This window comes from Cognatishimia sp. (genome assembly GCF_964229375.1).
GTDB lineage: Bacteria > Pseudomonadota > Alphaproteobacteria > Rhodobacterales > Rhodobacteraceae > Cognatishimia.
Map to the genome: position 1 here is coordinate 13356 of NZ_CAXREH010000155.1, position 17085 is coordinate 30440.

Annotated in this window: 18 protein-coding genes; 7 read left to right on the top strand and 11 right to left on the bottom strand. The window is 58.5% G+C overall.

Annotated elements, in window-relative coordinates; all coding sequences use genetic code 11:
* Positions 1–15 precede the first annotated feature (15 nt).
* Both ACEQWH_RS11635 and ACEQWH_RS11640 read left to right on the top strand, forming a co-directional pair.
* The gene (locus ACEQWH_RS11635) at positions 16–729 is read left to right on the top strand and encodes an AzlC family ABC transporter permease (protein ID WP_370231040.1); all 714 of its coding nucleotides are present in this window, start codon (positions 16–18) and stop codon (positions 727–729) included.
* Positions 726–1052, top strand: coding sequence for an AzlD domain-containing protein (locus tag ACEQWH_RS11640; protein ID WP_370231043.1), 327 nt, complete (start codon positions 726–728; stop codon positions 1050–1052). Before ACEQWH_RS11635 ends, ACEQWH_RS11640 begins: the two co-directional genes overlap by 4 nt.
* Here the strand turns inward: ACEQWH_RS11640 and ACEQWH_RS11645 are convergent.
* From ACEQWH_RS11645 to ACEQWH_RS11665, 5 genes are all read right to left on the bottom strand, one after another.
* Positions 1049–1666: a hypothetical protein gene (locus tag ACEQWH_RS11645; RefSeq protein ID WP_370231045.1), complete on the bottom strand. Its 618-nt coding sequence runs from the start codon at positions 1664–1666 to the stop codon at positions 1049–1051. The genes ACEQWH_RS11640 and ACEQWH_RS11645 overlap by 4 nt on opposite strands.
* Before the next feature lie 22 nt (positions 1667–1688).
* The gene (locus tag ACEQWH_RS11650) at positions 1689–1823 is read right to left on the bottom strand and encodes an aa3-type cytochrome c oxidase subunit IV (protein ID WP_370231048.1); all 135 of its coding nucleotides are present in this window, start codon (positions 1821–1823) and stop codon (positions 1689–1691) included.
* Between the two features lie 96 nt (positions 1824–1919).
* The gene (locus ACEQWH_RS11655; RefSeq protein ID WP_370231050.1) at positions 1920–2369 is read right to left on the bottom strand and encodes a DUF6173 family protein; all 450 of its coding nucleotides are present in this window, start codon (positions 2367–2369) and stop codon (positions 1920–1922) included.
* Between the two features lie 22 nt (positions 2370–2391).
* Positions 2392–3429, bottom strand: a complete 1038-nt coding sequence (locus ACEQWH_RS11660; protein ID WP_370231053.1) for an MBL fold metallo-hydrolase — start codon at positions 3427–3429, stop codon at positions 2392–2394.
* Positions 3426–5144, bottom strand: coding sequence for an acyl-CoA dehydrogenase (locus ACEQWH_RS11665; protein WP_370231056.1), 1719 nt, complete (start codon positions 5142–5144; stop codon positions 3426–3428). Before ACEQWH_RS11665 ends, ACEQWH_RS11660 begins: the two co-directional genes overlap by 4 nt.
* Positions 5145–5251: 107 nt before the next feature.
* Between ACEQWH_RS11665 and ACEQWH_RS11670 the strand changes: the two genes are divergently transcribed.
* Complete coding sequence (locus tag ACEQWH_RS11670; RefSeq protein ID WP_370231058.1) at positions 5252–6214, top strand: L-threonylcarbamoyladenylate synthase; 963 nt, start codon at positions 5252–5254, stop codon at positions 6212–6214.
* On the opposite strand, the gene ACEQWH_RS11675 is transcribed toward ACEQWH_RS11670, so the two are convergent.
* Entirely contained in the window at positions 6211–6783 is a 573-nt protein-coding gene (locus tag ACEQWH_RS11675) for a YqgE/AlgH family protein (RefSeq protein WP_370231061.1), read from the bottom strand. The two genes, ACEQWH_RS11670 and ACEQWH_RS11675, sit on opposite strands and share 4 nt — an antisense overlap.
* 151 nt (positions 6784–6934) lie before the next feature.
* Here ACEQWH_RS11675 and ACEQWH_RS11680 point away from each other — a divergent pair, with 151 nt between their 5' ends.
* Positions 6935–7756, top strand: a complete 822-nt coding sequence (locus tag ACEQWH_RS11680; RefSeq protein ID WP_370231063.1) for a protein-disulfide reductase DsbD domain-containing protein — start codon at positions 6935–6937, stop codon at positions 7754–7756.
* Here ACEQWH_RS11680 and ACEQWH_RS11685 read toward each other — a convergent pair.
* From ACEQWH_RS11685 to ACEQWH_RS11705, 5 genes are all read right to left on the bottom strand, one after another.
* Entirely contained in the window at positions 7744–11142 is a 3399-nt protein-coding gene (locus ACEQWH_RS11685; RefSeq protein WP_370231065.1) for an efflux RND transporter permease subunit, read from the bottom strand. The two genes, ACEQWH_RS11680 and ACEQWH_RS11685, sit on opposite strands and share 13 nt — an antisense overlap.
* Before the next feature lie 3 nt (positions 11143–11145).
* The gene (locus tag ACEQWH_RS11690; RefSeq protein ID WP_370231067.1) at positions 11146–12606 is read right to left on the bottom strand and encodes an efflux RND transporter periplasmic adaptor subunit; all 1461 of its coding nucleotides are present in this window, start codon (positions 12604–12606) and stop codon (positions 11146–11148) included.
* A 189-nt stretch (positions 12607–12795) separates the two neighbouring features.
* Positions 12796–13344, bottom strand: coding sequence for a molybdenum cofactor biosynthesis protein B (gene moaB, locus ACEQWH_RS11695; protein WP_370231069.1), 549 nt, complete (start codon positions 13342–13344; stop codon positions 12796–12798).
* Positions 13344–13922 carry a LysE family translocator gene (locus ACEQWH_RS11700; protein ID WP_370231156.1) on the bottom strand — a complete coding sequence of 193 codons (579 nt, stop codon included), beginning with the start codon at positions 13920–13922 and terminating at the stop codon, positions 13344–13346. The genes moaB and ACEQWH_RS11700 overlap by 1 nt, the downstream gene beginning before the upstream one ends.
* 42 nt (positions 13923–13964) lie before the next feature.
* Positions 13965–14741 (bottom strand): uracil-DNA glycosylase family protein, encoded by a 777-nt coding sequence (locus tag ACEQWH_RS11705; protein ID WP_370231071.1) that lies wholly within the window; start codon positions 14739–14741, stop codon positions 13965–13967.
* A 172-nt stretch (positions 14742–14913) separates the two neighbouring features.
* Here ACEQWH_RS11705 and ACEQWH_RS11710 point away from each other — a divergent pair, with 172 nt between their 5' ends.
* From ACEQWH_RS11710 to ACEQWH_RS11720, 3 genes are all read left to right on the top strand, one after another.
* Complete coding sequence (locus tag ACEQWH_RS11710; RefSeq protein WP_370231074.1) at positions 14914–15870, top strand: aspartate carbamoyltransferase catalytic subunit; 957 nt, start codon at positions 14914–14916, stop codon at positions 15868–15870.
* Between the two features lie 131 nt (positions 15871–16001).
* Positions 16002–16499, top strand: coding sequence for a hypothetical protein (locus tag ACEQWH_RS11715; protein WP_370231076.1), 498 nt, complete (start codon positions 16002–16004; stop codon positions 16497–16499).
* Positions 16492–17049, top strand: a complete 558-nt coding sequence (locus ACEQWH_RS11720; protein WP_370231079.1) for a hypothetical protein — start codon at positions 16492–16494, stop codon at positions 17047–17049. The genes ACEQWH_RS11715 and ACEQWH_RS11720 overlap by 8 nt, the downstream gene beginning before the upstream one ends.
* The last annotated feature ends 36 nt before the right edge of the window (positions 17050–17085 follow it).

Sequence of the window (17085 nt, forward strand, 5' to 3'; positions counted from 1 at the left end):
AGTTAGGCAATTTGTATGAGTACGACCACCACGAAATCGTCATTTTGGCAAGGCTTCCGCGACGGGTTGCCTTTTATTCTGGTGATCGCACCCTTCTCGGCCCTTTTTGGCGTTGTCGCGACCGAGGCCGGATTGAACGTCATCGAAGTGTTGCTGTTTTCCGTTGTCGTGATCGCAGGTGCTGCACAGTTTACCGCGATCCAGTTGATGATGGACAACACACCGACAGTGATCGTGATCGCATCCGCCCTCGCGGTAAACCTGCGTATGGCGATTTATTCAGCCTCGCTGGCGCCCTATCTGCGAGAGGCCAAAACCTGGCAAAGGGCCCTCGTCGCCTATGGCACGGTCGATCAAAGCTATGCGCTTTCTGCCGCAAAATATGAGGCAGAGCCGGATATGACCACGCGCCAAAGGCTCGCCTATTTCTCGGGATGTCTGGTTCCGGTGCTGCCGCTTTGGTACGGGTTCACGGTGGTCGGCGCCTTGGGCGGCAAGGCCGTGCCAGATGCCCTTGCGCTGGATTTTGCAGTGCCGCTGACGTTTTTGGCGATGATCGGCCCGATGCTGCGGACCCTGCCACATGTGACGGCCGCGCTTGTGTCGATCGCAGCCGCCCTTGGTTTTGCCTGGGTTCCGTTCAACCTTGGCCTCTTGATCGCCGCATTCCTCGCTATGGTCATGGCGGTACAGTGCGAATCCTGGCTCGAGCGGAGACAAAAAACATGAGCGAACATCCAGATCTTTGGCTGATAATTGTCGCGCTTGGTCTCGGCAGTTTTGGACTGCGGTTCATGTTCACTGGCCTGTTGGGCAATTGGGCGATGCCCACCATTATCCTGCGCCACCTAAGATATGCGGCGGTCGCGGTTTTGCCCGGTCTGGTCGCCCCATTGGTTCTGTGGCCCAGCGCAACCGACGGCCAGATCGACCCCGCGCGTCTCACAGCAGCCGTGGTCACCCTTGCCGTCGCGATGATCTTTAAACGCGTGTTGCTGGGCATCCTGACAGGTGCAGGAACGCTGTTTCTGATTTTATATTTGGTGGCTTAGCGCTCGTATTCAGGAACGAAGGCGGCCAATACGCCGGTTTTGTCGTCGCTGTCATACTCATAAAGACGCTCAAAGGTCGCGCCTTTTTCGGTGAAGTAATCCATCAGCTTGCGTGGATAAAACGACTGTGGCGTGTCTTCGAAACCTGGCAATTGCCCGATCAACGCAGATGTGGATTTCGCACAGTAGGATTGCTGAACGGCAGGGTGGCTGACTGCCAATTGCAACGCCATTTCAGCAACTTCTGGTGACACGACCAGTTCCTGAATCACCACGTGATAGGTCTCACGAGCGTGAAAGCGTGTGTATTGGTCCACCAGATAAGGCGTCATGCCATAAACGGTGTCATTGCGCGACACGATCTCGGGATGACGGAAAGAGCCCGCCGGATCAAAGGCAACCCGCTGGCTGCCGTTGATCAAAAGTGAGGTATGCGCGCCCGCGCCAGAGCGGTTTGACAGCATCGTATAGAGCGTCAGTTTCGGGGCGCCACCATGGGCATAGCTTGCGCGCTGCACCTCTTCCAGACTCGCCCCGCCTTTGTTGGGCACCGTACATGCGGTGAGCAGCAAGGGGAAAACCAGAAGAATAAGGGCTTTGAAGACGCGCGCCATGCCAATTACTCCTGAAACGGGATTAGCCGTTTACGATCGCGAGGAAAATCAGAACCGCAACGGAAACTGCTGCAACCCAAGTCGAGCCTTTGATGAAGCCAGCGAAAGCCTTTTCCTGCACTTCGATGTTCATCGAGCCATGTTCATGTTCAGCCATGAGAGATGTCCTTAGTATCTAGAGTTACTTGGTGGATACTGGATTCCCTGCACCCTGTCACCACACCAAAAGCGCTCCGCGGCGAAGAATCGCGGGCTAGGTGTTTTTCTGCAAGTCTTGGGCCAGACGGAAGCCGATGCGATTTGGCTCTGGCAGCTCTTTTGGCTTTGGCAGCGCTCGAAGCATGACGTTCAGCTGGCTGACGTGCTGTACCAGCTGAGTTTTGGCACCAGCGTCATCCGTTCCATAAAACGTCACGATGTCCGGATCGAAAAACCCCATGCCTTCGATGCGCAGTACCCCGACGTCGCCGCCGGCAAACCCCATGGCAACCTCATGTTCGTTATCGAGCTGCTTTTCAAAGTTCTGAATATACAGGATCAATCGTTCATAGGCCCATGCCGCGGCGCTTTTCTGCGCCATCGGCTTTTCGGCAATCATATCTGGGAAATCGGTTTCGGCGTCCGGGTTCGAGTGGGCTTCGTAATGCTTGGGCAGTGCCTCGGCCTCGAGCGCCTCGGCAGAGGTCTTGATCTGGTCACTCATCAGGGGTCGTCCTTTAACCTACTTAAATAGCCTGCCAGACCCATGCACCATCATCACGCCGCGTGCGGCTGGCTTGGCCACTTTGATACAGGTGACTGAGATGAGCAAATGCTTCTACCAAGGCAAGGCCATATTCCGCAGGCCCGATCGAGCGTTTGAACAGAACCGGAAAGCACGCGCCGGCAACTTTAGGCGTCGCGATGTATTCGTGCAGACGTTTCAGAGCACCGTGGTGGTTGTCAATCAACTGCTGCATCCGCAGCGGCAACCCTGTGAAGGGCGTTTTATGCCCGCCCAGAACCAGATGATCCTCGCGTGCGTATTGGCTCAGCCGTTCGCAGGCCTCCATCCAGTCGCCCACTGGGTCTGCTTCGGGTTCGGTCGCATAGACACCAATGTTTGAGCTGATGGACGGCAAAATCTGGTCTCCCGAGAGCACAAGATTGTCGTCGCGACTCCAGAAGGTGGCGTGTTCCGGCGCGTGACCGTTGCCGATGCGCACGTCCCAGTCGCGACCGCCAATGCGCACGACATCGCCTTCTTTGATGCGGTGAAAGCCCAGCGGCATGGGATAGACCACATCCGCGAAATTGAAAGGCCGCTCTGTCCGTCGGGTTTCAAGGATTTCGGGATCCATTCCAGCGGACTGATAGAACGCGAGCGTTTCCTGCGAGGGCACCGGCTGTTCATCGAGCTGCAGCATCCGCGAAAACAGCCATGCAGTGCGCGTGGTCCAAAGCGTGGCGCCGTGTTCGGACTGAAACCATCCGGCAAGACCCACGTGGTCGGGATGGTGGTGGGTGACAATCACCCGAGACACAGGCTTTCCGGCCAGTGGCCCGGACAACAGCTTTTCCCAGATCGCACGCGTGCGTTTGGACGAGAACCCGGTATCGACGATGGTCCAGCTGTCGCCATCATCAAGCGCATAGGCATTCACATGGTCCAACGCCATCGGCAACGGCAGGCGGATCCAGTGGACCCCTTCTGCTACTTCGATTGTTTCGCCTTCAGCGGGCGGCTCCGCCCACGGATACCGTAGTCCGCTGTGTGCGTTCATGACGCCAGATCTTCCTCACTAAGCGCGTAGAGATCTGCGGCTCCTGCCATCGCATGGGTAAACAGACCCGCGTGTTCCGGCAGCAAGCGTTTGATATAAAAGCGCGCCAATTTCGTTCGAGGTCCATCGGTAGCCTCGGCCACCGCTGCCTTCAAGTGATAATGCGCACCCAAAACCCGGGCAAACCCGCGCAGGAACGGCACCGCGCCCGCGAACCGTTCGTTCAGCGCGCCTTGGCTAACCATCCATTCGGTCGCCTCGCGCAGCGTTTCCGATGCCTGCCAGACCGGTTCGGCCAGTTCCGGATGATCGCCCTTGATGCCTTCGGCGAAACTTTCGATGTCGTCGACCAGTTTATAAGCCGCATCGCCGCCATCCATCAGTTTGCGCGCCACCAGATCCATCGACTGAATCCCGTTGGTGCCTTCGTAGATCGCAGTCACCCGCACGTCGCGCGCATATTGCGCCGCGCCGGTTTCCTCGATGAAACCCATGCCGCCGTGAACCTGAATGCCCATATTGGCCACGTCGATACCCACATCAGTTCCAAAGGCTTTGGCAATTGGGGTCAAAAACGCCGCACGGGCGCGCCAGTCTTTCTCACCGGTTGCGTGGCCCATGTCGATAGACAGAGCACAATCCGCAGCGATGGCGCGGCTGGCAAAAATATCTGCCTTCATCGAGGTCAACATGCGCCGCACATCCGCATGATCCACAATAGCGCCAGAGCCATTTTCAATCGGGCTGCGACCTTGTTTACGGTCCATCGCATAGGCCAGCGCGTGCTGATACGCGCCCTCTGCGGCCCCGATGCCCTGCGCGCCGACGCCGAGGCGGGCATTGTTCATCATGGTGAACATGCATTTCATGCCGTCATGTTCATCACCGACAAGCCAGCCTGTGGCCCCGTCAAACTGCATCACCGCAGTCGGAGACCCGTGCAAACCCATCTTATGTTCCAGGCTGACCACCTTCAGGCTGTTGGCCACGCCCGGCGCACCGTCGGCGTCGGGAATATGGCGCGGCACCAGAAACAGGCTGATACCTTTTGTGCCCGGACCACCGTCGGGCAGGCGGGCCAACACAAGATGCACCACGTTCTCGGTGAAATCATTGTCAGCCCAGCTGATATAGATCTTTTGCCCCGTCACAGAATAAGTGCCGTCACCGTTTGGTTCGGCTTTGGACGCAAGCGCACCGACGTCAGAACCGGCTTGCGGTTCGGTCAGGTTCATTGTGCCGCACCACTCGCCGGACACCAGCTTGGGCAAGTAAATCGCTTTCAACGCGTCGCTTGCGTGCGCTTCTAACGCCTCGACCTGGCCTTGTGTCATCAGGGGATTAAGCTGCAAAGACAGGCAGGCCCCCGCCATCATCTCATTGACCGCATGCGTCACAGTCAACGGCAAGCCCATACCGCCGAACTCGGGGTTCGCAGAGCTGGACACCCAGCCCCCTTCGGCAATGGCTTTATAGGCTTCAGCAAACCCCGGCGAGGTCCGCACCTTGCCGTTTTCCAGATAGGCTGGCGTCAGATCGCCGTTGCGCTGGACCGGCGCCATAATGTCATCGCACATGCGGCCCGCTTCGGTCAGAACCGCCGAAACCGTGTCTGCATCCGCCTCGGCGAATTTATCCGTCCCCGAGACCTGCGTCAGTGGGACAACATTCTCAAAGATGTATTCATAGTCGGCAACAGGGGAGCGATACGGCATGTGGGTCTCTATTCGGTTGGCTTTCGTCGGCGGTGCTTGTAATGACCTGTGACTCTTAAAATAGAACGGCAACCGGCAACCAGCCAATAAAACGCGGCGTCAGGAACATGAGTGACCTTACGAAAATCATGCTTGCAGCAGATGCGGACGGCTTTCGCGCCGCAGCCGATATCTGGGCGTCAGGCGGGCTTGTCGCGTTTCCAACCGAGACGGTCTATGGTCTGGGTGCTGACGCGCGCTCTGATTTGGCCGTTGCCAAGATTTTTGAGGCCAAGGAACGCCCCAGCTTTAACCCGCTGATCGTTCACATAGACTCTATTGCCGCGGCGCAAAAACTGGTGGTGTGGTCTGACGCCGCAGAACGGCTGGCCGCCGCATTTTGGCCCGGCCCCCTGACGCTGGTCCTTCCGATCCAGCCGGATGCGGGCATCTCGCCTTTGGTGACGGCGGGCAAAGACACTTTGGCGGTGCGCATGCCGGCCCACCCCATCGCACAGGCGCTTTTAACAGAGTTTAACGGGCCTGTGGCGGCGCCGTCTGCCAATCCGTCGGGCAGGATCAGCCCCACAAATCCAACCCATGTGGCCGAGGGTCTGGGCACGCGCGTTGACGCAATTTTAGACGGTGGCGCATGTGACGTCGGGGTGGAAAGCACGATTGTCGGGTTGTTTGACACGCCTACGCTGCTGCGTCCGGGTGGCTTGCCACATGAAGCGCTCGAGGCCGCCTTGGGTGGACCTCTCGCGACACTTGGCGATCACATTTCAACATCTGATCTGACGGCCCCGGGTCAGTTGGCCTCGCATTATGCACCCGGTGCCGCTGTGAGGCTGAACGCGACAGAGGCCAACGCGGGTGAGGTGATGCTGGGGTTTGGCGACATCGCGGGCGATTTGACCTTGTCGGCCAGCGGCGATCTGCGCGAGGCGGCGGCGAATTTGTTCCACCACCTGCACGCCTTGGACAAGATGAACGCCAGCGGAATTGCCGTTGCCCCAATTCCTGACCACGGATTGGGTCTTGCGATCAACGACCGCCTGACCCGCGCAGCCGCACCGCGCGAAGGCTAGGCCCGTCCGGCAGAGCCTGACAACATATGCGGATCAACGCCAAGCTGCTTAAGCGCCTGCGCCCATTTTTGGTCGTCTTCTTCCACAAACATCAGCGATGACGTCGGATCTGCGACAAGCCAGCTGTTGTCCAGAATCTCTTCTTCCAGCTGCCCTGGTCCCCAACCGCTATAGCCCATAGCCAAAAGCGCCAGCTCCGGACCCTTGCCTTGGTTGATTTCCTCAAGAACGTGCAAGGACGCTGTCATCGAGAATGCATCGGTTACTTTAAGCGTGACGTCTTCTGCACAATAGTCCGAAGAGTGTAACACGAACCCCCGTTTGCGTTCGACGGGGCCGCCAAAGTGCAAAGGCAACCTGTGATTGTTTGGTTCCTCACTGCTCTCGTCCGAATCGAGAATCTCGGACAGTTTCATAAATCCAAGAAATTTGTTCACGATCAGGCCCATAGCCCCATCTTTGTTGTGAGCACAAATAAACACGACGGAGTGAGAAAAACGCGGGTCTGCCATACTGGGCATTGCTATTAAAAGACGACCCGTAAGGTCTGAATATTGATCAATGGCCACGAAAATGTCCGAAATTCACAAAGTTAGTAATATCTAGACTGCGCCTAGATGCGAAAAGGTTCAAGCAGGTTTTATGATAGAATTTGAACATAACAGCCAATCGCTCGAAAGTGAGTTGGCATTTATCATTTACTCGCGCATGTCTAAACACATGAAAACCATAACTTACGCCCTCGCCTCTTCTATTTTGTGCACCTTGTCCGCTGCGCCTGTCCTGGCACAGGGATCAGGAATCGACTTGCCAGACATCAAAGCCGAGATCGTCCAGGGATGGACACGGTCGGACGGCAAGATGGTCGGCGCGTTGCAGATTTCGCTGGATGGCGGGTGGAAAACCTATTGGCGCACGCCTGGCGACGGTGGCATCCCACCGCGCATGGATTGGTCCAACTCGCGCAACCTCGATGGGATCGACGCGCTTTGGCCGGCGCCGACAGTCTTCGTCGAAAACGGCATGACGTCTTATGGGTTTGTCGACGAATTGCTTTTACCGCTGGTCGTGACGCCCCGCAAAAGCGGGCGCGATGTCGAACTGACCGGCTTTTTGCAGATTGGTGTCTGCAAGGAAATCTGCATCCCCTATGCGCTTGATGTGTCCGGTGCGCTTGCAGCAGGCGAAACCGCGATCGCTGCGCCGATTGCGGCGGCCATGGCAGAGCGTCCGTTCTCGGCCCGCGAAGCGCGCGTTAGCGATGTATCCTGCCGCATTGCCCCAACCGACGACGGGATGATGGTAAGTGCGACCATCGACATGCCTTCGGCGGGTGGTCGCGAGTATGCGGTGATTGAAACCGGCAACCCCGAACTTTGGGTGCAAGAAGCAACCGTCTCGCGCAGCGGTGGCGAATTGACGGTTGCCAGCAACGTGCTCCACGTCGAAGAGGCGCCCTTTTTCCTTCAGCGCAGCGATATGACGATCACCGTTATCGGCACGGACTACGCGGTCGAGATCAACGGCTGTCAGGCGGGCTGAGCCCGCCGTCTGCGCAGCCACAACGACACACCGGCTGCGCAATAGCTGACCAAGATCAGCACCAGCACACCCAGCAGGAACAGACCAAGCGCGACGGAATCACCCTCGGCGGAAACCACGTCAGGCAGGGCATTCGCGACCACCGGATGCAGGCTGCCATAAAGCAGAGACCACCCCAATGTCAGTGCCAGCCACCCTGCAATCACAAGCGACAAAGGCAGCATCACCACCTGCATCGCACGCGCCTTCAACGCATGGCGAAGCGCTGTGAACTGGCGCGAAACATCTTGCTGCATCGCCAAGAGCGCCGGCACAACCAGCAACACCAAGAGCACACCAAACCCAAGACCGTAGACCAATGTAATCACCGTCGGCTTCAGGAACTGCGCCTGTACCGAGCGTTCAAACAACAGTGGAGTCAGACCCAGAACGGTGGTCAGCGTCGTCAGCATCACAGGGCGCAGACGATCCGCCGTGCCCTCGATGATAGACGGCACCAGACCGCGTTCTTTGGCGTGTTCATCGATCGTGGTCACCAGAACAATCGAGTCGTTGATGATGATCCCGGTCATCCCCAACAGGCCAACCACGGTGAACATCGACAGCGGGACATCCCAATAGTTATGTCCCCAGATCGTCCCAACCAGACCAAACGGAATGATTGCCATGACAACGATGGGTCGCGTCCAACTGCTGAACACCCAGGCAAGAACCAGATAAATCGCTGACAAACACAGGATCAGGCCCGTTCGGGCATCATTCAGGAATTCGTTTTCCTGCTCGGCCAGTCCAGACAGGCGCCATTCCACCTGCTGAAGGCTTGCAATCTCTGGCAGGATTTCCTCTTGCAGCGCGCGCTGGATTTCTGTGGCGCGGTCTGCATTGTCCTCAGAGATATCTCCTGTGACGGAAATCACCCGAATGCCGTTTTCGCGCCGCACCGTAGAGAAGCCGGTGCGCCGGTCGACACTGACGATATCGGCCAGCGGAACATAGTTGCCCGTTGGGGTCCGCATCATCGAACGTTCCAAAAAGTCTGACGTCAGCTCGCCATCGGGCAGTTCGATCTGGATCGAAGCCGTGCGCACGCCATCCGGATAGGTCGCCGCCTCAAGGCCATTCAGTCGGTGCCTGAGGACACGGCCAAGACCATCGATGGTAAAGCCCAGCGCCTGCCCCTGCGGGGTTAGTTCCAGGATCAGCTCTTCCTTGTCATAGGGCAAAGTATCCTGAACCGCAGAGACCTCTGGATAGCGCAGCAATGCTGTTTGCAACTGCTCGGACGCAGCTTTCAGCGTCTCGGCGTCGGCACCGTAAAACAGCACGTCTAGCGCGTCGCCACCGGGCCCAGAACGCCATCCTCTAAAGCTGATGGTCTCGGCAAGCGGGTGCCGGTTCACGCGATCCTGAAGGTCTGCAACGAAGGCAAAACTGGAATAAGGCCGCAAGTCCGCGTCAATCAATTCGATCGAAATCGCGCCCAGCTGATCTGCCGTGCGCTGGTCAGCCCCCGCCAACCCGCGCCCGGAATTCCCGCCCACCTCTGCAATCACAAAGGCCAGTGGGTTGCGACCGTGGCGCTCTTCGTATTCCTTGCCAATCTCTTCGGTTGCGCGCTGCATTTCGCGCATCATGGCCAACGAGTCCTCGCGGGTCGCATCCGAAGACATCAGGAAGTTGCCAGTAACAGACCCGCGTTCCGGCGCATTGAAGAACCGCCATTGAACGTCGCCCGTCATGAACACGCTGATCTGCGTCGCCAGAAGGGTAATCGTGCCGGCCAGAACCGGATAGCGCGCCCAGATCACCAGCGCCATAAAGCGGCGAAACACCCGGTCGCGGAACCAACGGAACCCCGCGTTCACGACGCGGCTGGGCATATCGTACCAATGTTCTTTCGCACTATGCGCCAAGGCGTGACGCATGTGGTTGGGCAGACTACGGAAGCATTCCACCAATGAGGCCAACAGCACCACGATGACGGTGAACGGGATGTCGATGATCAAGTCTCCGAACCGACCGCCGACAGCCGTCAGACCAAAGAACGCGATGATCGTGGTCAGCGTGGCCGCAAACACCGGCATGAACATACGTTTTGCAGCATTTTCCGCAGCAACCGCCGGAGCCTCGCCCATGCGCCGCGCGCGCGCATCGGCGTGTTCGCCCACCACAATGGCATCATCCACCACAATCCCAAGCGTGATAATCAATCCAAACAGCGAGATCATGTTCAACGTGATCCCCGCCGCATACATCAGCGCAACGGCAGCACAGAGCGCCACCGGAATGCCAGCCGCAACCCAAAAGGCGATGCGCGCGTTCAGGAACAGGAACAACAGCATCAAAACCAGGCCAAGCCCCATCAACGCGTTGTCCAAAAGCAGCGCGATCCGGCCGCTGATGGCTTCGGCGCGGGTCCGGATCAACTCGATGCTGGCCCCTTGTGGCAACGTCGCCTGAAGCGCATCCGCAACCTCTTGCACCTGTGCCTGAATGGCGATGGCGTCGCCTTTTTCAGACCGGTCAACCCGCACGGAAATCGCCGCGAGATCACCCACAAAGTAGCTGCGAGAGCGATCTGCCCCCTCGACAATCACCGTGCCGAGGTCGCCGACTGTCAACGACGAGCCGTCTGCATTGCTGCGCAGAACGATATCGGAAATCTGTGCCGCGCTGCGTTTCGCAACCCCTGTCCGCACCCGAGCGTTTGCGCCTGCCACGTCGCCCGCGGGATCCGCGTCGACCTCTTGCGCAATCGCGGATGCGATCTGTTGCATTGTGATGTCATGGGTAATCAGATTGGCGGAGGGAACTTCGATAATGGTCCGCGGGGCGGCAACACCGCGGATCGTGGTCCGTGTCACACCTTCGGCAAACAGGCGGGTAACGAATTCATCTGCAAAACGCCCCAGTTGTTCCGCCTGCAACGGGCCGCTGATGACAACATCGGTCACACGATCCCGCCATGCGCCGCGCCGCACATTGGGATCATCGGCGTCCTCTGGCAGCGTGCTGATAGCGTCCACAGACGTCTGCACATCATCTGCGGCGCGCGCCATGTCCCAGCCGGGTTCAAAGTCCATGGTTATGGTGGCCCGCCCCTCAGTCGAGCGCGCCTCGGTGCTTTCCACACCTTCGACACTCAGCAATACGGGTTCCAGCACCTGAACAATGGCGCTGTCGACGTCTTCGGCTCCGGCCCCGTCCCAGCCTACAGAAACTGTGACATTGTCGATGATCACGTCCGGAAAAAACTGCGCCCGCATCTGGGGCGCAGCAGACAGCCCCGCCATGACCAGAATGACCAGCAACAGGTTGGCCGCGGTTCCGTGGCGCACAAAATAAGACAGAATGCCCTTGGCAGAGTCAGCTACGCGAGATGCCATGGTTTATCCCCCCATCCGCTGTTCAAGGCGGTTGACCAGCCGGACAGGGACTTCGGTGCCTTGCAGCTGACCCAGTACCCGCTGTTTGGCTTCGGCTGGCATCCGGTTGTTGGCTTCGATAAAGGCCACCAGTTTCGCACGACGTTCTTCAGTCAGGGACACCATTTCAGGCGCATCGGGCACTTCGATCTTGGCCCCCTCGCGGATCGGCTTCACACGAATGCCGACGCCCAGCACCGGCGACAGGCGGGCAACGACCTCGCGACCGCCCAGTTCACGGCCCCGGACAATAATCTGATCGTCCTGACGGCGCAGCAGCCGCACTGGCAATGCCTCCAGCCGGTCCTCCTCGCCAAGCACAAGCACCTCGCCCTGTGGCGTCAGCGCGGACGACGGAATGGAAATCACACCATTAAGCACCGGTTCCTGCACCGAGACTTTAACGAAATCATCCGGTTTAAGTCCACGCGGTGCATCCAGAGTTGCAAAGACCAGACGTCCGGTCTGTCCTTCACCGACGGCCGCGCTGTCGCGGCTGATTTTCCCGCTGGCGGTCAGATCAATGCCGCTGACGTTCAATGCTACGGTGACATCGGCGTCACGCAGACGACCCGACTCATCCAAAAGCCGCGCGTATTGCGCAGTCGAGACCCGGAACGCCACTTCGAGCGCGTTGGGGTCGATCAACTGGGCAATGCGTTCATTTGCCGTGACCAACCCGCCAGTCACGGCGGTCACCTCGGCCAGGGTGCCGGTGAAATCGGCTGTGATCTGGCGATCCATCAGATTGCGTTCGGCTTCTGATACGGCCAGTCCGGCCCGTTCCAGCGACGTTGCGGCCTGATCCACGCGAGCTTCGGCATTGGCCAGCGATTGGCGACGCGACAAGGTGGCCTGACGCGCCGAGGCCAGATTGAGTTCGGCGGCCTCAATCGCGGCGGCGGTTCCGACGCCGCGCGCTTCAAGATCTTGCTGGCGGGCAAGCGCTTTGATACGCAGGTCGGCTTGTTCGATCGCAGCAGCAACATCATCCTGCGCCAAAAGCAGGCCACGGTCCGCGTCGCGCACTTCGGCCTCGGCCTCGCGCCACTCGGTTCGCGCGCGGGCCAGCGCATCGCGCGCATCCGCATCATCAATCCGCAGCAAAAGATCCCCTGCGGAGACCTGCCCGCCCTCTTGGAAATTCTCGGAAAGCTCGACGATGGATCCGCCCGCCGCGGCCCGCAGCTCCAATGTACGACGGCTTTGGATTTCGCCGAAAACCGTCAGCACAGGCGCGATATCTGCAGGTACGGCCGGAACGACATTCACGGTGAACACACGCTCACGTTGCGGAGGCGTGCGCGGTTCCTGCGCCATGCGTTCTTGCACCGCACCCCGGATCAAATTTCCAGCCATCATCAACAGCGCCACTGTCAAACTCAGCAGAAACAGCCCCGCCAGACTTTGTCTCAGAAATCGCATCGCTCACCTTCCCTAAACGGCTATCTCGTTCAAACGGCAATATTTTATCGCGCAAATGCGGCGCACATTCCAATCACCCATAGGTTATACGGTCGTGGTCGGAGTTTCCGTCACAATTAAATGAAAAAACTAGGTGTCCTGGGTAAATTTCAAGAAAAAATCGATTTTTTCGAGAAATGTGGCGCAGATTTATCCTTTGGTCCGCGCCAAATGCTCGTCGAGCCGCGGCAAGATCTCCACAAAGTTGCAAGGCATGTGACGGTAATCAAGCTGATATTTCAGGATCTCATCCCAGGCATCTTTACAGGCCCCTGTGCTGCCCGGCAGCGCAAAAAGATAGGTGCCCATGGCCACGCCACCCGTGGCGCGGCTTTGGACAGCCGATGTGCCAATCTTTTGCATCGAGACGATGGTAAACACGGTGCCAAAGGCGTCGATTTCTTTTTCATAGACATCGCGGTGCGCCTCGACCGTCACATCGCGTCCGGTCAGGCCGGTGCCGCCGGTCGAAATCACCACGTCGATGTCCTTGCGTGCGCACCAGTTGCGCAATTGCTCGGCTATCTCGGCGCGTTCGTCTTTCAGGATCATCCGATCCGCAATATTGTGGCCTGCCTCTTCGATCCGCTTCACCAATGTGTCGCCGCTTTTGTCTTCAGCAAGGCCACGGGTGTCGCTGACGGTCAGAACCGCGATGTTAACCGGAATGAAGGGGCGGCTGTCGTCGATACGGCTCATCAGTTTTTCTCCAGAATAGCCAGACGCAACGCCAGCGCCGTAAAGATCGTTGCAGTGACATATCCAATGCCACGCTGGAATTTCTGCGAGCCCGCAAGCCTTTGGCCCAGCCCGCTGGCAAAGGCCCCCACGAGGCCGTTGATGATGAAACCGCCCGTGGCAATGATACCGCCAAACATCAGAAACTGCAGAAAGACGCTGCCGGCAGAAGGGTCAACGAATTGCGGCACAAAGGCCAAGACAAACAGGATCACCTTTGGATTGCTGAGGTTCACGATCAGCCCTTGTTGAAACGCCTGGCGCGTGGTCAGGCGCACCGAGTCCGCATCCTGTGCGCTGCTGCGCAATGCTGTCGCAGCCAGATACAACAGATAGGCCACGCCCACCCAGCGGATCACATCAAAGACCCAGGGAAAGGCCGCAAGAAGCGCGCCAAGCCCAAGCCCTGCGATACAGACATGAATGATTGAACCGGTTGAAATACCCGCACTTGCAGCGAAGGCTTGTTTGGTGCCCGAACGAAGCCCCTGCCCCAAACAGAACAGCATATCCGCGCCCGGCGTCAGGTTCAGTGCCATTGCGGCGGGCACAAAGGCCAACAACAGATACAGGTCCACTCTTTATCCTTTGCCGTTCAGTCGAGATTTCAGATCGAGCAGATCCGCCCAGGCCTCGCGTTTCAGAACCGGGTTTCGCATCAGCGCGTCGGGGTGATACATCGGCAGAGCCGGTTTGCCGAAGGCCTCGACCCAGTGCCCGCGCAGACGCGAAACTCCGCGTTTGCCCAGCACGCCCTGACAGGCAATATTGCCCATCAGCACCAGTATGTCGGGGTTCGCCAGTTCGACATGACGCGCCACGAAGGGCATCATCATCGCGATCTCGTCAGCCTTCGGGTCGCGGTTTTGCGGTGGTCGCCAGGGCAGAATATTGGTCACATAGACCGAGGACTCAGCCTCTGAGCCATCCCGCGACAGATCAATCGCCGCAAACATCCGGTCAAACAGCTGACCGACGCGGCCAACAAACGGCCGCCCTTCGCGATCCTCGTCCCGCCCCGGAGCCTCTCCGATAATCATCACCTTTGCCGCCGGATTGCCGTCAGCAAACACCATCGAGCGCGCACCGCGACGCAAGTCGCAATGTTCAAACTGCGCCAAAGTCGCCTTAAGCGCCGCAAGATCGCCTGCGCCCTGTGCCTGGGTTTTGGCAACCTGAACCGGATCTATCTTGGGCTTTTTGATCGGAGCGATGGGCGCATCGGCCTTGGGTTTTGGCTTTTGTGCAGGGGTTTCATAGCGGTTCACCGGCGCATCCAAGATCGCCTCGGTCGCGCCAAGCTCGATTTGCCACTCAAGGAGTGCACGGGCCGTATGATAGTCCATCGCTGATTCCATACCCCGGAGCCTATCTGCTGACGCGCCCGGCGAAAACCACATAAGCTGTGCCGCTTTGAGCAAGCCATCGCGCCTCCGGCGGGGATATTTTTGGCAAGAGAAAAACAGGGTGGCTTGTCGCACCGCCCCGAGGTTTCTATAAGCGGCGCAGATCATCACAAGGGAGCCCGCCATGAGTTTTCGCCAAAAGCATCTTTTGGGGATCGAGGCATTGCGGCCTGACGAGATTACCACGGTTCTGGATCTGGCGGATCAGTATGTCGATCTGAACCGCAAGGACGTCAAACATTCGGACGCGCTGACCGGGCTGACCCAAATCAATATGTTCTTTGAGAACTCCACCCGCACGCAGGCCAGCTTTGAGTTGGCGGGCAAGCGTCTGGGTGCGGATGTGATGAATATGGCGATGCAAGCCAGCTCGATCAAAAAAGGGGAAACCCTGATCGATACAGCGATGACCCTGAATGCGATGCATCCGGACCTGTTGGTGGTGCGTCACCCGCATTCCGGCGCGGTGGACCTTTTGGCGCAGAAAGTAAACTGCGCGGTGCTGAACGCTGGAGATGGGCGGCATGAGCACCCGACGCAGGCGTTGTTGGATGCTTTGACGATCCGTCGCGCGAAAGGACGACTTCATCGGTTGAACATCGCAATCTGTGGCGACATCGCGCATAGTCGAGTGGCGCGCAGCAATCTGATTTTGCTTGGCAAAATGGAAAACCGTGTGCGTCTGGTGGGGCCACCGACCTTGATGCCCAGCCAGATCTCTGAGTTTGGCGTCGAAGTCTATGAGGACATGGCCGAGGGACTGAAAGATGTCGACGTGGTTATGATGCTGAGGCTTCAGCGCGAGCGGATGGATGGCGGGTTTATTCCCTCTGAACGCGAATATTACCACCGCTATGGGCTGGATGCCGCCAAGTTGCGCCATGCCAAAGACGACGCGATTGTGATGCATCCGGGTCCGATGAACCGGGGCGTGGAAATTGACGGTGACATCGCAGATGACATCAACAGGTCTGTCATTCAGGAACAGGTCGAAATGGGTGTCGCCGTGCGCATGGCGGCGATGGACCTGCTGGCGCGCAACCTGCGTGCGGCGCGGGCCAATAGATCTGTAGAGGTGTGAGATGGAAGATCCGAAAGACCCGAAAATGAGCGGTCGTGTGGCCACCGTTGCTTTGCTGGTGATGTTTGCTGTGGTGGGCCTGATGGTCTGGGTGGCAGGCTAGGTCGGCAGAGCAGGCTAGGTCGGCAGACATGGCGCAGACGCGCGATATTGGCCTGAAGGCCCTCCGCGATCAGGGATTTGATCTGCACGGAGGCGAAGAGGTGCAGGACGTGTTTCAGACCCGCTTTCTGTCGTTCATGCAGCGCAGTCTGGTGATTGGTATTCTGACCACGCTGGGGTTTGGGCTGGTGCCGGGCTTGTCCATCAGCTTTGCGATGCAGGTGGGTTTGGCTCTGATGATTGTTGTGGTCTGGTTCTTTGTGTTTGACGAATGGCAAGAATGGCGCGACCGGGGCGCTGACGTCTGGATTTTGACCAATCACCGGCTGATCCTGATCAACCCGCGCGAGGACGTCAGTGCCAGTTGGTGGAACCTGAGCGATATCCACTCTGTGCGGCGCGTGTTTTGGTGGGCCCTGCTCGTCAGAGCGCGCGACGGGCGGGCAACGCTGATGCGGTATGTGGGCCCTCTGAGCGACGTGCGTGCGCGTATCCTGGCGGCAAAAGAAGGCGCGCAAAATGTCTGATGTCTTACACGTAGATCCCGGCGAGCGTGGCAGCCTGCGCATTTTTACTGTCGACATAGAGGCCAGCGCGCGGCGCAAATTGCTGACCCCGAAATCGGACATGCCCCCGGTTGGCGCAGCATTGGGTGGATTGCTGGGCGTTGACTGGATCGATCCCGATCATGCCGATCTGTTTGATATTGCGGAATTGGACGACCTGGGGCTGCGAGGCTTTCTAAGCCAAGGGGCCGGCGTTTCGGAGGCCGATCTTGATGCGCATCGCGCACAGCTTGACGCGCTGAGCGGCACGGTTCTGATCGTTTATGCGCGCGGGTTTTCCGAAGCGGGCCATCAGCTGACGCCCGCACCGCAGGTGACCCCTGTGTTGTATCTTAGGGAAGACAAAGAGCACATTCAGTTTGACCCATTGCCAAGTGCCGCTGCGCAAGGACAGTTGACGCCCCCACCGCCGGTGCAGAAAACCCCGCATCTGACGGTTTTGCTGGCAATCCTGGCATTGCCCATTCTGGCGCTGATTGTTGGCGCGGTGGTGCTGGGGGTTCTCAGATGACACAAAGTCCGCGCGCAATTTTGTTGACGGGCCATC

Coding starts and splice junctions, on each gene's coding strand:
- ACEQWH_RS11635 (WP_370231040.1), top strand. CDS start 16: ATGAGTACGACCACCACGAAATCGTCATTTTGGCAAGGCTTCCGCGAC.
- ACEQWH_RS11640 (WP_370231043.1), top strand. CDS start 726: ATGAGCGAACATCCAGATCTTTGGCTGATAATTGTCGCGCTTGGTCTC.
- ACEQWH_RS11645 (WP_370231045.1), bottom strand. CDS start 1,666: ATGGCGCGCGTCTTCAAAGCCCTTATTCTTCTGGTTTTCCCCTTGCTG.
- ACEQWH_RS11650 (WP_370231048.1), bottom strand. CDS start 1,823: ATGGCTGAACATGAACATGGCTCGATGAACATCGAAGTGCAGGAAAAG.
- ACEQWH_RS11655 (WP_370231050.1), bottom strand. CDS start 2,369: ATGAGTGACCAGATCAAGACCTCTGCCGAGGCGCTCGAGGCCGAGGCA.
- ACEQWH_RS11660 (WP_370231053.1), bottom strand. CDS start 3,429: ATGAACGCACACAGCGGACTACGGTATCCGTGGGCGGAGCCGCCCGCT.
- ACEQWH_RS11665 (WP_370231056.1), bottom strand. CDS start 5,144: ATGCCGTATCGCTCCCCTGTTGCCGACTATGAATACATCTTTGAGAAT.
- ACEQWH_RS11670 (WP_370231058.1), top strand. CDS start 5,252: ATGAGTGACCTTACGAAAATCATGCTTGCAGCAGATGCGGACGGCTTT.
- ACEQWH_RS11680 (WP_370231063.1), top strand. CDS start 6,935: ATGAAAACCATAACTTACGCCCTCGCCTCTTCTATTTTGTGCACCTTG.
- ACEQWH_RS11685 (WP_370231065.1), bottom strand. CDS start 11,142: ATGGCATCTCGCGTAGCTGACTCTGCCAAGGGCATTCTGTCTTATTTT.
- ACEQWH_RS11690 (WP_370231067.1), bottom strand. CDS start 12,606: ATGCGATTTCTGAGACAAAGTCTGGCGGGGCTGTTTCTGCTGAGTTTG.
- moaB (WP_370231069.1), bottom strand. CDS start 13,344: ATGAGCCGTATCGACGACAGCCGCCCCTTCATTCCGGTTAACATCGCG.
- ACEQWH_RS11700 (WP_370231156.1), bottom strand. CDS start 13,922: ATGGCACTGAACCTGACGCCGGGCGCGGATATGCTGTTCTGTTTGGGG.
- ACEQWH_RS11705 (WP_370231071.1), bottom strand. CDS start 14,741: ATGGAATCAGCGATGGACTATCATACGGCCCGTGCACTCCTTGAGTGG.
- ACEQWH_RS11710 (WP_370231074.1), top strand. CDS start 14,914: ATGAGTTTTCGCCAAAAGCATCTTTTGGGGATCGAGGCATTGCGGCCT.
- ACEQWH_RS11715 (WP_370231076.1), top strand. CDS start 16,002: ATGGCGCAGACGCGCGATATTGGCCTGAAGGCCCTCCGCGATCAGGGA.
- ACEQWH_RS11720 (WP_370231079.1), top strand. CDS start 16,492: ATGTCTGATGTCTTACACGTAGATCCCGGCGAGCGTGGCAGCCTGCGC.